The 15,871-nt window shown below is 42.5% G+C and carries 10 protein-coding genes and 1 other RNA gene; 7 read left to right on the forward strand and 4 right to left on the reverse strand.

Annotated elements, in window-relative coordinates; genetic code table 11:
* Positions 1-24: 24 nt before the first annotated feature.
* The 6 genes from IH597_08300 to IH597_08325 all read left to right on the forward strand — a co-directional run bounded on the left by IH597_08300 (position 25) and on the right by IH597_08325 (position 8,569).
* The gene (locus tag IH597_08300; protein MBE0662455.1) at positions 25-2,301 is read left to right on the forward strand and encodes a PAS domain S-box protein; all 2,277 of its coding nucleotides are present in this window, start codon (positions 25-27) and stop codon (positions 2,299-2,301) included.
* Positions 2,302-2,844: 543 nt separating this feature from the next.
* Positions 2,845-5,253, forward strand: a complete 2,409-nt coding sequence (locus IH597_08305) for a transporter substrate-binding domain-containing protein (protein ID MBE0662456.1) — start codon at positions 2,845-2,847, stop codon at positions 5,251-5,253.
* A gap of 42 nt (positions 5,254-5,295) precedes the next feature.
* Entirely contained in the window at positions 5,296-6,429 is a 1,134-nt protein-coding gene (locus tag IH597_08310) for a response regulator (protein MBE0662457.1), read from the forward strand.
* Positions 6,426-7,058, forward strand: a complete 633-nt coding sequence (locus IH597_08315; protein ID MBE0662458.1) for a response regulator transcription factor — start codon at positions 6,426-6,428, stop codon at positions 7,056-7,058. The genes IH597_08310 and IH597_08315 overlap by 4 nt, the downstream gene beginning before the upstream one ends.
* A 406-nt stretch (positions 7,059-7,464) precedes the next feature.
* Positions 7,465-8,136, forward strand: coding sequence for a sigma-70 family RNA polymerase sigma factor (locus IH597_08320; GenBank protein MBE0662459.1), 672 nt, complete (start codon positions 7,465-7,467; stop codon positions 8,134-8,136).
* Between the two features lie 16 nt (positions 8,137-8,152).
* Positions 8,153-8,569, forward strand: coding sequence for a response regulator transcription factor (locus IH597_08325; protein MBE0662460.1), 417 nt, complete (start codon positions 8,153-8,155; stop codon positions 8,567-8,569).
* 45 nt (positions 8,570-8,614) lie between these two features.
* On the opposite strand, the gene IH597_08330 is transcribed toward IH597_08325, so the two are convergent.
* On the reverse strand, positions 8,615-8,851 hold the full coding sequence (locus IH597_08330) for a GIY-YIG nuclease family protein (protein ID MBE0662461.1): 237 nt from the start codon (positions 8,849-8,851) through the stop codon (positions 8,615-8,617).
* A gap of 106 nt (positions 8,852-8,957) precedes the next feature.
* Positions 8,958-9,329, reverse strand: a transfer-messenger RNA (tmRNA) gene (ssrA, locus tag IH597_08335).
* A gap of 117 nt (positions 9,330-9,446) precedes the next feature.
* Here ssrA and IH597_08340 point away from each other — a divergent pair.
* Positions 9,447-12,404: a phosphoenolpyruvate synthase gene (locus tag IH597_08340; protein MBE0662462.1), complete on the forward strand. Its 2,958-nt coding sequence runs from the start codon at positions 9,447-9,449 to the stop codon at positions 12,402-12,404.
* A gap of 148 nt (positions 12,405-12,552) precedes the next feature.
* On the opposite strand, the gene aspA is transcribed toward IH597_08340, so the two are convergent.
* Both aspA and IH597_08350 read right to left on the reverse strand, forming a co-directional pair.
* Positions 12,553-14,418, reverse strand: coding sequence for an aspartate ammonia-lyase (gene aspA / locus IH597_08345; GenBank protein MBE0662463.1), 1,866 nt, complete (start codon positions 14,416-14,418; stop codon positions 12,553-12,555).
* 319 nt (positions 14,419-14,737) lie between these two features.
* A complete protein-coding gene (locus IH597_08350) occupies positions 14,738-15,823 on the reverse strand; it encodes an alanine racemase (protein MBE0662464.1) in 1,086 nt (361 codons plus the stop codon).
* Positions 15,824-15,871 lie beyond the last annotated feature (48 nt).

Consider the following 15,871-nt stretch of genomic DNA (forward strand, 5'->3'; position numbering starts at 1 on the left):
TTGTACGTTTTCCCAGACGAATGTATGAACTTCTTAAAGAACAATAACTTCGGCAATAGCTCTTTGCTTGATAGTGAAGAGTGGAGGGAGATCCTGATAAATGCCGCTTCGCACCATGTTTGGGCAATTGACAACAACTATTGCTTTTTATTCGGCAATACCCTTTTCCTGGATTATTTTAAGCAATTAACCGGAGTATGCCTGCGAGCTGGTGAATGCGTTTTTGTTGAAAGCGCTCCCGATAAGTTAAATGAAGAATGGCGTGCGTATTACGATCGTGTTTTTTTAGATGGCAAGAAATATTCCATTGTAGTAACAACTCATCAACCGCAGCAGACAATCCGGTTTACGACGATTCCAATTTTTTCAAAAGAAAATGCAATTACAAGGGTGCTCGTTATCGGAAACGATATTACCAATATAGATAAGCAGAGCAAGTCATTGCAAGATTCCGAAATGAAGTTCAGGGCATTGATTGAACAGGCGGCTGAAATGCTTTTTCTGCATGATATGCATGGCAAAATCATTGAAGTGAACAGGGCTACTATCCGTGAAACCGGGTACACTTTTGACGAGTTGCTGAAGATGACTGTTTTTGATATTGATCCTGATGCTGCATCAAGGTTGGATCCAAACAATATCTGGGAAACCCTGGGAAAATTGGATGAAAAAACCTTTGAAGTGAGGCACCGCAGAAAAGATGGAACATTTTATCCGGCCGAGGTAACAGTAGGCAGGATAAGCTTTGGCGAAAACGATTACATCCTTGCGCAGGCTCATAATATCACGACACGCAAAAGAGCCGAGGAAGAGCTAAAAAAAAGCGAGGTTCATCTTAGGGCCATCATGGAGTCAACCCAGGATGCTATGCTACTGATTGATAAAAATGGCACTTTGATTGACTCAAATGAGGCCTATGCCAAAAACCTGGGTCGCAACAGGGAAGAACTCCTGGGTAAAAACATTTTTAAAATTTTACCGGCCAATATTGCCAAAAAGCGACAGGCATGGGTGAATAAGGCAATTGCCTGCGGAAAAGTGGTTTATGGCAAAGATTACAGCAATGGAAAGTGGAGCGAGCACACTATTTGCCCAATTGTTATCAATGAGGAACCTACCGATAAGGTTGCGATTTTCTCAAGAGATATTACTGAGAAAATCATAACAGAGCAAGCAATCAAAGACAGCGAAATTAAATATCGCACCTTGTTTGAAAGCCTTTCGCAGGGTATTATTTACCAGGGAGTTGACGGCCAGATTACAGAGGCAAATGATGCAGCGTTAAAAATATTAGGATTAAGCAGAAGCCAGTTAATTGGAAAAAACTCTTACGACAAGTACTGGAAACTAATAAATGAAGATTACCAGACGCTGCCGCCTGATGAACACCCATCAGTTCTTGCTTTAAAAACAGGCCTTCCGGTTTACAATAAAACAATTGGCGTGTATTTACCCACACTCGACACATACAACTGGGTGATTGTAAATGCAATGCCTTTAACCAGACCGGGCGAAAAATATCCTGAACAGGTCTTTGTAAGCATGCAGAATATCACATCGAGGAAACTTGCTGAAGAAGCGCTGAAAGAGAGTGAAGAGCGTTTGCGTGAACTCAATGCCACAAAAGATAAATTCTTTTCAGTGATTGCCCACGACCTCAAGAGTCCGTTTCACAGCATTATCGGTTTCAGCGAAATACTTAAACATGAAGCCGTGAACCTTGAAATCAAGGAGGTTGAATCATATGCTTCAATCATTTACGAATCGGCCAACCAAACATTAAAGCTGCTTGAAAACCTGCTCGATTGGGCCAGGATGCAGCAAGGCACCATCACGTTTAACCCAAAACCGCTTGTTATTTGTGATGCGTTGAACAACTCACTGATCCTGGTTGGTGATCAGGCCAGGAAGAAAAACATCAATCTGGTAAATCAGGTTCCTGCCAAACTGATTGTAAATGGTGATGAAAACATGCTCAAAACTGTATTCCGCAATTTGCTGACCAATGCAATCAAATTCACAACGGCAGGTGGGTCGGTCTACATTACCGCTGAAAATACTGATACTGAAGTCAGGATTTCAGTAACCGATACCGGCATTGGCATCAGCAAAGAAAACATCAACAAGCTATTTAATATCGGATCAAACTTTACTATGCACGGCACTGAAAAAGAAAAAGGCACCGGACTAGGTTTGTTGATCTGCAAAGAATTTATTGAGAAACATGGGGGCATTATTCGTGTAGAAAGCAAAGAAGGTATAGGAAGTACTTTCTCAATCTCCTTGCCGGTCAAATCTTAAGTTCTATTCAATTTTGAACTAACCATCCGTACTTTTAGTGATGGTGGTTTTTATGCCATGGATTTGCCGCCAGGCAAATATACACTCGGGGTTGACCCTGCCCAATTAGGCTTCCTGAGAGCACAACAATTAGCAGTAATAGAATTCGAGGTCATGGCAAAATCCCAGAGTGATTATTTTGAAGGAATAAAGATTATACTGACAGAGAATGAAAGCGCCTCCGAAGATTAGAGTGCTCTGACCCTGATAGTCTGAATATATAATTCAGGCAGTCCCCACCCTAAACATTTCATTATTAAGAAACGTTTGTTATCAATTTGGTGCTTTTGTCACTATCTTTGCTTTCATGAGCGATTAAATACTAGTTTTCAATACATCTCGTTTGGTTGATTTAACAGAACAAAATCTATTGAATTAACATTTTACAGTTATGAACATAGTTTAATACGATGATCAGGAACATGATATTGATGGCATCCCAGGTTTTGTAATTATGATTTTCTGCCAGGGTTTTCTGATCCATTTGAAGGCAAGAGTATTTTTATGCGAATGACGCACAAACTAAAGATTCTTCTTCTGCTGGCAAATCCGGTATTGATTTTATGCACATCATTGCCAGCACAGGATGCCATCACCTCAGCCAGTCTAAAAAGAACGATAATAGTCAGGGGCGACCACTATTACCCACCTTACGAGTTTATAAATAAAAATGGTGAACCCGATGGATTCAATGTTGATCTTTTTAAAGCAATTGCAAAGGAACTGGGCCTTACTTACGAACTTGAGCTAGGCCCCTGGGATCAGATCAGAGAAGAACTGGAGACTGGCAAAATTGATCTTCTGTTAGGACTGATGGTATCACCGCAAAGAGCTGAAAAAATGCATTTTGGCGTCCCACACAGCGTAATGACCCATGGTATATTCACACACAAGAATAAATCTTTCAAAACACTGGAAGAACTTCGGGATAAGGAGATAATCGTGCAGAACCGTGACCGTATGCACGATTATTTGCTGGAGTCGGGCCTCACAGATAAAATTATTGTGGTAAAAACTCAGCTTGATGCCTTGCATTTACTGGAAAACGAACAGCATGACGCCGCGCTCTTAGGCAATTTTCAAGGTTCACACCTAATGAAAGAAAATAAACTTCGAAACGTAAAAATCAGAACCTCTGATATTGATCCGCAAAAGTATGCAATGGCTGTAAACCTTGATAGGATTGAACTGATATGGATTCTGAACCAGGGGCTTTACCAGATGAAAGTCAGCGGCGTTTACGACGAGCTCTATGAGAAATGGTTTGCGGTTCACGACAGGAATTATTTTATCAGGAAATACAAAATTGCATTGATCATATCGGGTGGTATTGCACTGCTTTTAGTTGCATTTATGCTGCTTTTGCGCATGAGGGTGAAGATTGCCACCAGAAGACTGAGCGAAAGCGAAGAAAAATACCGCTTACTGATCAACAACCAAAACGACCTGATCGTAAAAATTGATCCGCAAGGACGTTTTCTATTCGTAAGTCCATCCTATTGTAAGCTATTCGGCAAATCTGAAACAGAATTGATGGGTAAGAAATTTATGCCGATGGTTCATGTGGAAGACAGGGCAATTACTGCCAAAGCAATGGAAGACCTGCGCACTCCTCCTCATCAGGCATACGTTGAACAACGTGCATTAACCATACATGGGTGGAGATGGATTGCCTGGTCAGATACAGCCATACTAGGAAATGATAAAAAAATAAAGGCGATTGTCGGGATTGGCCGTGATGTGACCGAACGTAAACGTGCAGAAGCTGAGATTAAAAAGGCTAAAGAGCAAGCGGAGGAAAGCGACAGGCTCAAAACAGCCTTCTTAAACAACATTAGCCACGAAATAAGAACCCCACTTAACGGAATTCTTGGCTTTACCGATTTGATGAACAATCCCAATACAACACACGAGAAACGTGAATTTTATGCACGCATAATCAATCAAAGCAGTATTCAGTTGCTCTCCATTATTGACGATATCATCAATATTGCCACCATTGAAGCCGGCCAGGAAAAAATCAGGGAAAGCCATACCGATGTGGGCCTGGTAATGAAATACATCTATGAACAACTGAAACAGAAAGCTGAAGTAAAGGAGCTAAATTTCAACTTTCACTCTTCATTAAGCGAACGGGAATCAACAATAATATGCGACGGAACAAAGCTCACCCAAATATTAACCAGTTTATTAGGCAATGCTATCAAGTTTACACAATCAGGGTTTGTGGAGTTCAGTTGCCGGTTAGTAGATAATTTTCTTCATTTCTGCGTTGAGGATAGCGGTATTGGTATTTCACAAGAATATCAGTCATTGATTTTCGACCGGTTCAGACAGGGAAATCACAACAATATTAGTGAATATGGTGGAAACGGATTGGGGCTGTCAATTTCCCGGGCTTATGTTCAATTGCTTGGAGGCAGCATCTGGGTTGAATCCGAACCGCAAAAGGGTTCAAAATTTTATTTTACTGTACCTTACAAACCGATAATTGCCCCGTTAAACTCAAAAAAACAAAGCATTCCGGCCATTGATGCAGTTACAAAACAAGGATTGAGAACCATACTGCTTGCCGAAGATGAATACAGTAATTTTGTTTTACTGAAAATATTCCTGCAACCGGAAAATTTCAAGATTATCCATGTTGACGACGGTGAAAAAGCGGTTGATGCCGTCACAAAAAACACAGACATTAACCTTGTGCTCATGGACGTGAAAATGCCCGTAATGAATGGCCTCGATGCGACCCGGCTCATAAAACAGCAAAATCCGGAACTTCCGGTTATTGCCATTACTGCCTATGCTTTTGAAGGTGATATTGACAAAGCTTTGGAAGCTGGTTGCGACGATTATATTGCCAAACCTTTCGGAAAAGACGATCTTCTTTATATCATTAATAAGCATCTGAGTTGAAAACGTTATTAATAAAAGTTGCAACCACCTATGATTAAGCTTATGGAAAACAAAAACAAACCCTCCATACTTCTGGTTGACGATCTAAGTGAAAACCTTACACTCCTTGAGCACATCATAAAACCTCTGGGTGTTACAATGATCCTTGCCAACTCAGGATACGAAGCCCTAAGGAAAACGGAGAACAAAGAGCTATTTATGGCGCTTGTTGATGTGAAAATGCCTGGGATGGATGGCATTGAACTGGCCGGCCACCTTCAAAGCAATCACGACCGTGGTATGATACCAATAATTTTTGTCACCGCATTTGCGGATAACGAGGTGCTTGAAAAATGTTACGAAGTGGGAGCCGTTGATTTTATTACCAAACCCTTTCAGCGTCATATATTGCTTAGCAAGGTAAAAGTATTTCTGGAACTATTTAACCAGAAAAATGAAATTCGTGAGAACCAGCTCAAACTCGAAGAAAGTACACTTGAACTTGACCGTATAAACCAATCATTGAAGCAGTCGCATGAAGAGCTTACAGAATTAACCAGTCACCTCGAAGATGTAAGGGAAGATGAACGCAAGAGAATTGCACTTGACCTTCATGATGATCTTGGCCAAAAGCTAACAGCATTGCTCATGGATTTATCGTGGCTAAATAAAAACCTTACTAAAGATTTGCCCAGTTTAACCGCAAAAATTGGATCCATGAAAAACCTGCTTGACGATACAATCAACACGGTAAGGAAAATTTCGGTAGGATTAAGGCCGAGTACGCTTGACAACCTTGGCCTGGCTGCAGCTTTGCGTTGGCATTTTAGTGAGTTCGAAAACAATACCGGCATTCGGGTTGTTTCAAACATTATCCCTGAAGAACTTGAGCTTGATCCGAAATTATCTATTTTAATTTACCGGGTCGTGCAGGAAGCTTTAACAAATGTTGTAAGGCATGCAAAGGCAAGCATGGTTTCAATAAGGCTCGAACAGAATAACGGAACAATTCACATTGAAATTAGCGACAATGGCATTGGGATCACAAAAAAAGAGATTGAAAAACCCCGCTCCTTCGGCTTGCTAGGGATGAAGGAAAGGGTCGCATCATGGGGCGGGAAATTTGTGATTTCAGGAGAAGCAGGAAAAGGAACAAAATTGGTCATTGATTTACCTGTTAATAATCACAAGAAATGATCAGCGTACTAATTACCGATGACCACCCGGTGGTAAGACAAGGAATCAAGCAAATCCTTGAAACCTGTAAAGAAATTGATTTTATTGACGAAGCCTCCGATGGCAGTGAATGCCTGAATAAAATACTGAAAAGAGATTACAGAGTAGCCTTGCTCGATATCTCTATGCCAGGCCGTAGCGGGCTAGATCTACTTAAGGATATTAAGAGAATAAAACCAGGCATTGCAGTGCTCATGCTTAGTATTTATCCTGAAGAGCAATATGCCGTAAGAGCTATAAAAACTGGTGCGTCGGGATATCTTACCAAGTCAAGTGCGCCCGAGGAACTCATCACCGCGATACTAAAAGCAGCCAGGGGCGGAAAATACATCACCCAATCACTGGCTGAACGTATGGCTTTTGAATTTGATACGAATGCAGATAAACCACTCCATGAAAACCTTTCGGATAGGGAAATGGAAGTGATGTGCCTTATTGCGCAAGGCAAAAGTCCTAAAGAAATTGCCGAATCTATGGCAATAAGTCAGAAAACCGTTAGTACCTATCGTGAGCGCCTACTCGGAAAAATGAACCTGGCCAGCAATACCGAAATTATCCGTTATGCCATTAAAAATGGCCTGGTTGATTAAGCCTGTTTTATTCAAAAACATCCCGCTAAGCCACGAAGGCGCCAGGAAAGTTTAGAGTGTTTAGGGTTTAGGATGTTTAGAGTTGTCATTCGATGGTAATTCATGGTCAAACGGTTGTCATTCAATTGTCATTCAGTTGCTCTGCGGTTGACTGCTACTGCATACTGCCACTGCCTCCTGCTACTGCCGACTGCCTCCCGATAGCTATCGGGATGCCAACTGCAAACTCATCCTTGAGCCACTGCATTAGGAATGATTCAGGCAAAATCTCTCTTGCAGCTTCCCTTTTTTTGTAGGAAAATTTCCTACACTCTTTTTATCAATTCCCCTACAACCCAGCTTTAACTTGTGTAGTATTCTTGTGCATGATTAATTACTGAAAAAACCCTAATTAAAATAACAAATCATGAGCACCTCTACTATTATAAATCAAGAACCTAACACTGATGTCAAAGACAGGAAGTTAATGGGAAACACCTCGGATCGCAGGGGAAAAACGAATTTTACGGATCAGGACCTCCTTGATGGAATCAAACAGAGAGAAAATAAATCGCTTGAGTACATATACCAGCAATGCTACCCAATGATACAGGACCTGGTATCAAAATTCTCCGGAAGTCATGAAGATGCTCAGGATATTTTCCAGGATGCCATGATTATAATTTACAACAAGGTTAAAAAAGATGAGTTGGTTCTTTTCTGCACCTTTAAAACATATTTGTATTCGATCTGCAAACGCTTGTGTATGAAAAACCTGGAACAGAAACGCAAAGCAAGTTGTATTGCCCTGGATTTGCCAAAACCGGTCGAATCCCCTGTAGAATATGCAGTTGATTTATATGAAGAAGACGTTGAAAAATACAGTCTCTTCCAGCAGCATTTGCTTTGTTTAAAAGAGGACGCCCGCAAGCTATTAAAACTTTACATGGAAAACTATTCGTTCAAAGAAATATCCACCATCATGGGCTATAAAAGCGAGAGTTATGCAAAAACCCGTAAATACGCATTCAAGGAAGAACTTAAGCGAAGGATACTCGACGATCCTTACTGCAGAAGGTTCTACGAAGCTTGTGCTTGAGACAAAACAAACTGACATGTTAAACGTACTGATTACTGATGACCATTGGATAGTAAGGCAAGGATTAAGACAAATTCTGGAGGAATCTGCTGAAATAGGCATTATTGATGAGGCAGAAAACGGAACGGAGCTTTTTGAGAGAATCCATGCCCGCGATTATCATCTCATCCTTCTCGACATCTCATTACCAGGAAAAAGCGGTCTTGAATTGTTGAAGGAAATTAAAATAATCAAGCCTGAGATTCTGGTTATAATAATTAGTATTTACCCCGAGGATCAATATGCAGTAAGCGCTATAAAATCAGGCGCATCGGGTTATATTACCAAAGGAAGAGCAGCCGATGAACTTATTCCTGCAATCAGTGAAGTCATAAAAGGGGGCAGTTATTTTTCCGGCGAGTTTATCAGGCCAATGGCTTCTGAGCAGAACTGAGGAAATCATTGCAACTGTACTAAAATAGAATTAATGACTCATAAGCTATGTCAGCCTTTTTGCTGCAAAAGCCCTCCCAGAACCTGATTTCAGGTATATTTCAAATTCAAAGGCTTTGTATTTATCTGTAAAAGCTATGAAAGTTAGAAGAGTGACTGGTAAACGGCTTTTTGTAAAGCTAACGTAGCCATTTCTATGCCTTTCAAGTCTCTCTTCAAGATTGGATGTGCAACCGGTATATAATTTACCATCAGAACATCGTAAAATGTAAACGTACCACATCTTTCAATGTATTCGTGGACAGCGTCCGCCGTAGCCCGTTCGGAATTCGATTAAAAAGAACATGTTGCAAGGCGAAGCCCGCCTACGCTAAAGCTTCGGCGGGCGAAGGTGGAGCTGCAGGGAGTCGAACCCTGGTCCAAACAAGCAGCAATAATGCTTTCTACATGCTTAGCTTTTCTTATTTTGTCGGGATGAAGCTGGCGAAAAGCCAACCTACTTCAACCTTAGTCCCTGTTATTTCAAAAAAGCCGCGGAACAAAACTTTTTCTATCCAGACATTTTCGATGCTTCTGCCGCAACACCGTCCAGAAAGGTTTCGCGGGAAGCAGAAAGCGGCTTAATCGTCCTGACTAAGCGGCTAACGCGTAATCGTAATCGTTGCCATTTATTGTGGCGTGAGCATTGTTATTACGGGTTAACACACAACACCCGGCATGCTTACAATACCACTTCCTTGCTGTCAAAACCGGTCAGCCCCTTAGGGTATTAGTGCGGCAAAGATACAAAAAATATGCCCGACCTGCTTTGTTTCTCCAGATTTTCAGTTAGGTTTGTACTCATCAAAGACAATTATATGGATAAGACCAAGAGACTCATGGCAGAGAAGTATCATTTTAAGGATACTGCATTTATTGGCCTCATGAAAAGACGTATTTATCATGTTTTGCTCATTGCAAGTGATTATGACACTTTCATACTGGAAGGCGATGGCCGAATAGATGAGCAAATATTCATCGAATACGTATCGCTGAGTCTCCGTTACCCGCCACAGTTTTTTATTGTCAACTCAAGCGACCAAGCCTTTCAAACACTGCAGGAAGAAAATATTGACCTTATCATTACCATGCTCAGCGACGAAGGTGAAGACACCTTCGACCTCGCAAAAAAAATAAAAAAAGAATACACGAATATCCCTATCGTAGTTCTTACTGCATTCTCACGCGAAGTTTCCTTGAAAGTAAGCGAAGAAGACCTGAGCGTAATAGATTACATCTTTTCCTGGCTGGGCAATTCAGACATATTGCTGGCAATCATAAAACTAATTGAGGATAAACGGAATGCCGAACACGATATCAACGAAGTTGGCGTGCAGGCAATTTTGCTTGTTGAGGACTCTATCAGATTTTATTCGGTGTACCTTCCACTGATGTACAAAATCATATTTAAGCAGAGCAAGGCTTTTATGACCGAAGGTCTGAACGAACACCAGATGATGCTACGCATGCGAGGCCGGCCAAAAATATTATTGGCCACCAACTACGAGGAAGCCATTGGATTTTACGAAAAATATAAACACAACCTGCTGGGCATCATTTCCGACATGAGCTACCGGCGCAATGGTGTTCTCGATAAGCATGCCGGCATCAAACTTTTTGAGAAAGTGAAGCGCGATGATGAGTTTATGCCAATGCTGCTGCAATCCTCTGATCTTGAAAATCAGCAGTATTCCAAGGAAATGCGTATTGGATTTATTCACAAGCACTCCAAAACACTTTCGCTTGAGTTGAAAAACTTTATCATTGAGTTTTTTGCTTTTGGTGATTTCGTTTTTAAAGATCCCGAAACCCACGAAGAATTCACACGTGCAGCTGACCTGAAAGCATTGCAGCAAAAGGTTTTTGAGATCCCCGACAAGTCGCTTGCCTACCATATTTACCGCAATCATTTCTCAAAATGGCTCCGGGCGCGGGCGTTGTTTGCGCTTGCCGAGCTTTTCAGGGAACTCAGGCCCGAAGATTTCAATGACCTCGATGAAGTGCGCAGGTTTATTTTTGATGCAATAGCGCTATACCGCTTGAATAAATCGCGTGGGATCATAGCCAAATTCAACCGCGAAAGCTTTGATGAATACCTTAATTTCACTCGTATCGGCGATGGATCTATTGGTGGCAAAGCCCGCGGCCTTGCTTTTCTCGACAACCTGATCAAGCAAAATCATGCCTTCGCTGATTATTCTGATGTACTTATCACTATTCCACGAACCGTGGTGCTGTGTACGGATGTTTTTGATGAGTTCATGGAAGAAAACCGGCTGCATAAAATCGCTCTTTCCGATATTCCGGATGAAGAGATTCTGAACCATTTCATCAATGCAAGGCTGCCGTTCCGGATCCATGAAGATTTGTACACTTTTATTTCGGTAATAAAGAATCCTATTGCGATCCGCTCATCGAGTCTGCTTGAAGATTCTTACTATCAACCGTTTGCAGGTATTTACAGCACTTATATGGTTCCCAATATACAGAACGATGAAAGGCTGATGATAGAGATGATCACCAATGCAATAAAGAGTGTGTATGCTTCTGCATTTTTCAAAGACAGCAAGGCTTATATGAGCGCAACGCTGAACGTGATTGACGAAGAGAAGATGGCCATCGTTCTCCAGGAAGTTTGCGGTGAGGAATACAATGGCATGTTCTACCCGACTATTTCAGGAGTAGCACGTTCAGTTAACTTCTACCCTATTCCACCTGAAAAGCCTGATGATGGGATCGCTAATATTGCTTTTGGGCTTGGGAAATACATTGTGGATGGCGGACTTACACTTAGGTTCTCACCCAAATACCCGCGAAAAGTACTTCAACTAAGCTCGCCTGAAATGGCGCTGAAGGAAAGCCAGCGCAGCTTCTACGCCCTCGACCTGCAACCCAAAAGTTTTTACCCCAGCATTGACGATGGCGTTAACATATTGAAGAACCGGATCATAGAAGCCGAGAAGCACAGCGCGCTCCGCTTTGTTGCTTCCACCTTCGATCTGCAATCAAACCAGTTGCGCGATGGCATGTTTGAGGAAGGCAAACGCATTGTTACATTTAGCAATATTCTGAACCATGATATTTTCCCGCTTGCGAAGATTATCAGCGAAGCACTGGATATGGGGCACCGCGCCATGAACAAGCACGTAGAAATTGAGTTTGCCGTGAACCTTGACAAACCCAAAGGGCAGCCAAAGATTTTTAACCTATTGCAAATCCGCCCTATAGTAGAAAACAAGGAAGTTGTAGAAATCAATCTGGAAGAAACACCTTACGAGGAAACCTTGCTATTTTCAAGTAGCGCAATGGGAAACGGAACCATTAAAGGACTTTATGATGTGGTGTACATAAAACCAGAATCGTTCAATGCTGCAAAAAACCAGGATGTTGCCGTGATGATCGGGAATCTGAACGAAAAGATGATCAGCGAAAAACGCTTTTACATCCTGATAGCACCCGGCCGCTGGGGTTCAAGCGATCCCTGGCTTGGCATCCCCGTAAAATGGCCACAGATTTCAAATGCCCGTGTAATCGTAGAATCCGGGCTTGAAAATTATCGTATTGACCCTAGCCAGGGCACACATTTTTTCCATAATCTCACCTCCTTCCGTGTGGGTTATTTTACAATTAACCCTTACATCAAAGATGGTTATTACGATGTGGAATTCCTTTCCAAACATCCGGCTGTTTTTGAAAACGAGTATTTACGTCATGTAAGGTTCAAAAAAGAGTTGGCGGTAAAGATTGATGGAAGAAAACACACTGGCATTGTGTTCAAACCCGACACAGAAATCTAGAATCCTGTTCCGGGTTCAAGGTTCAAAGTTCAAAGTTACAAGTTCGACGTTTGGCGTTCGACGTTCCGGGTTCCTTATCCCTTCGTCCCTCGTCTCTTCGTCCCCTTGTCTCCTTGTCTCCTTGTCTCCTTGTCTCTTGGGTCTTCAATTACTTCCTAAACCCCATTACCTTTGGTGTGATCATATTTTCAGGCAACAGCACTTGTTCAAGTTGTTTTTTTGTCATGAGTTTCTTCTCAAGCACAAGCTCATACACACTCCGCCCCGTTTGCAGGGCCTCAGCTGCAACAATGCTGGAAGCCTCATACCCGATGTAAGGATTCAGTGCTGTGACAAGTCCAATACTGTTTTCGACCATTTCGCGGCAATGTTTTTCATTGGCTGTGATCCCTTTAATGCAGCGGTGGTTGAGGGTTTCCATGCCATTTTTCAACATCTCAATAGATTCAAACAAACTGAACACAATCACCGGTTCCATAACATTTAGTTCTAATTGACCGGCTTCGGCAGCCATTGTTACGGTAAGATCATTGCCAATTACTTTGAATGCAATTTGGTTCACAACCTCGGGGATTACCGGATTAACTTTTCCTGGCATAATGGTACTGCCGGGCTGCATGGGCGGCAGATTGATTTCATTAAAGCCAGCGCGAGGGCCGGATGATAGCAGTCTCAGGTCGTTACATATTTTTGAGAGTTTAACGGCAAGCCTTTTTACAGCTGAAGAATACATCACAAAAGCGCCTGTATCCTGGGTCGCTTCAACAAGGTTCGAAGCCAAAACCATATTTAGTCCTGTAACCCGGCGTAAATGCTGGATCACCCTTTCACTATAACCTGGCTCGGCATTGATGCCGGTTCCGATGGCTGTTCCACCCATATTCACTTCAAGAAAAAGGCGGGCATTTTCGTTGAGCCTTTCCACCTCTTCTTCAAGTGTAACGGCGTAGGCTTCAAAACTTTGTCCTAGCGTCATTGGCACAGCGTCCTGCAACTGGGTGCGACCCATTTTAATTACATGGGCAAATTCCTCTGCCTTATATCTGAAGGCTTGATGGAGTTCTTTCAGAACCAGAACAAGGCGTTCGTTGCTACGCATCAATGCAATCTTGATAGCAGTAGGATAGGCATCGTTGGTGGATTGCGATAGGTTCACATGATTGTTGGGATGGCAATACTGGTACTGCCCTTTTTCGTGGCCAAGAATTTCGAGTGCGCGGTTCGCAATTACTTCGTTTGCGTTCATATTCGTAGAAGTACCTGCCCCGCCCTGCATCATGTCAACCACAAAGTGATAAATATATTTGCCGTTAATGATCTCATTGCAAGCCCTGGTAATGGCATCGGACAGCGAGCGGGAAAGCAGACCCAGGTCGTAATTAGCCTTGGCTGCAGCCATTTTCACCATGGCCAGCGATTCAACCAGCACAGGATAAAAGTTCAGCGTAACACCGGTGATATTAAAGTTCTCAAGCGCCCGTAGCGTTTGAATGCCGTAATAATACTCAAACGGAACAGATCTTTCGCCAAGTAAATCATGTTCAAGCCTGGTGCGACCCGATTCGTACTGTGCTGATGAACTGATGGCTTTTGCATTGGTTTGCCTCATGCGCCGGGATATTACCCTGGCTATGTTCGAAAATATCTTCAGAGCAATAGGGCCATGTGTGGCAAAGAAATCTTTATGCAGGCAGAAAACCTTGGTTTGAATTTTCGCACGGGCCGAAGTAGAATGTGGCGAGTCATCTGTAAGCGAACCTTCACCCAGGAAATCGAGACGGCCAAAAATAGAAAGTACAACCTCAGCGCCGGTGGGGGCTTTTTTAAATAATTCCACTTCTCCGTCGTAGATCATGAAAATGCATTCACGGGGACTATTCTCGGTAAACAACATGCCTTTGGGCGAAAAGTCGCGAATGATAATATTATCGGCAAGTATTTCAAATTCCGTCGGTTCGAGCCCGCGATACAGTTCAATTTTCTTTAGGAATTCTATGATGATTTTCTTTTCCATTGCAAATCAGTGTATGTTTCAATGGATGCAAAGGTAAGGATATTGCTTCTGTGATACGGTGATGCTGTGATGCTGTGATGCTGTGATACAGTGATGCTGTGTTGTAGTGAAGCAATAAAGTTGACTAAGGGCACATCCCCCTTGGAGAAGGGGGTAGGGGGATTGATTTTCATTTATATCGCTTTTCCAAAAATCTGATACGCCAGCTATCCGCATTCAAATCCCCCTAACCCCCTTTTAAAAAAGGGGGACTCGCACTTTTGGAGATTTCGATGACACTTGGAATGGAGTTGACTACCGCTGCCACTGCTACTGTTAACTACAAAACATCGCCCTCAAAAGTCTGATACCGCTTTAACTGATGGGCTGTGAGGCAAGAATGAACGGGGATTATTGTAATCAATTCGCCGATGGAAAATTCATCAAGGAATCTTGATTGAAGTTTAACGATCCCATGTTCCTGCGAAACGGAGACAACTTCATTTCCTTCAGGAAGAATTTCCCAGTTTGTTTTATTCAATTTTGCGACCCGGCCAAAAGTAATAGAGCCGTTAGATAGCCTGAGGAAATCTTTGCTAAGGTGAATAGCACCACCATAAATCACCAATTCAGAGCGATGCGGATGCTTTGCAACTATTGGACAAACAGTTGCCAGAGCAATATCTTCCGGTGTACAGCTACCGATGCCTGCCTGCATCAAATCATAAAACACAAAGTTTCCCGGCCGGATTTCGTCGGCTCCGGAAAAATCTTCTGCCAGGCTGCAGGATGGTGTATCACCGATGGAAATTATCGGTTTGCAAGCTGCGAAATGCTCTTTAAGATTTTTCATCTGCCTCAAAGATTCCTGATGAAATTCACGAACCTCCGCCTTGTCTTTTGCCCGGTAAGTATGCCCGGCGTGGGTTAAAAAACCCATAAAACGGGTACTGGATGATTTGCTGAGGATTCCAATAATTCTTTCAATTTCTTGCAGCTCGTTTGCTTCAATTCCGCTTCGTTTTGAGCCGGTGTCGATTTCTATGAAAACTCCGGTTTCTGCTTTTAGTTCTATTTGCAAACGCAAAGCTCCTTCCTGTGAATCGAGCAGCAGGTTCAGATTGATCCTCTTCGCCAGGCTGTTGATTTCATCCATTTCCCTGAGGTTCACAGGAAAGGCAATGGTGATATCATCCCAGCCATGATCTGCAAAATACCATGCCATGCTCACTGATGAAACCGTGATGTTCTTCACTCCATGCTCTTTGAACCACTCGCCAATTGCAGCCGATTGGTGGGTTTTAAAATGTGGCCGAAAAAGCAAGCCATGATCCTTTGCCTTCGCAACCATCCGTTGAATATTACGCTGACATTTTTGCCGGTCAAGCAGTAGTGTTGGACTTTTAATTTGGGGAAAATTGTTCATAACTATTTCATATTACGCAGATTGGAAAAGGAAGAGTCTTACATGAAT

The sequence above is a fragment of the Bacteroidales bacterium genome (assembly GCA_014860575.1).
Classification (GTDB): Bacteria; Bacteroidota; Bacteroidia; order Bacteroidales; family JAAYJT01; genus JAAYJT01.

Bases quoted from the DNA above. Each gene is read 5' to 3' on its own strand.
- IH597_08325 (MBE0662460.1), top strand. From the start codon at position 8,153: ATGTTAAACGTACTGATTACTGATGACCATTGGATAGTAAGGCAAGGA.
- IH597_08320 (MBE0662459.1), top strand. From the start codon at position 7,465: ATGAGCACCTCTACTATTATAAATCAAGAACCTAACACTGATGTCAAA.
- IH597_08330 (MBE0662461.1), bottom strand. From the start codon at position 8,851: ATGTGGTACGTTTACATTTTACGATGTTCTGATGGTAAATTATATACC.
- IH597_08315 (MBE0662458.1), top strand. From the start codon at position 6,426: ATGATCAGCGTACTAATTACCGATGACCACCCGGTGGTAAGACAAGGA.
- IH597_08350 (MBE0662464.1), bottom strand. From the start codon at position 15,823: ATGAACAATTTTCCCCAAATTAAAAGTCCAACACTACTGCTTGACCGG.
- IH597_08305 (MBE0662456.1), top strand. From the start codon at position 2,845: ATGCGAATGACGCACAAACTAAAGATTCTTCTTCTGCTGGCAAATCCG.
- IH597_08300 (MBE0662455.1), top strand. From the start codon at position 25: ATGAACTTCTTAAAGAACAATAACTTCGGCAATAGCTCTTTGCTTGAT.
- IH597_08340 (MBE0662462.1), top strand. From the start codon at position 9,447: ATGGCAGAGAAGTATCATTTTAAGGATACTGCATTTATTGGCCTCATG.
- aspA (MBE0662463.1), bottom strand. From the start codon at position 14,418: ATGGAAAAGAAAATCATCATAGAATTCCTAAAGAAAATTGAACTGTAT.
- IH597_08310 (MBE0662457.1), top strand. From the start codon at position 5,296: ATGGAAAACAAAAACAAACCCTCCATACTTCTGGTTGACGATCTAAGT.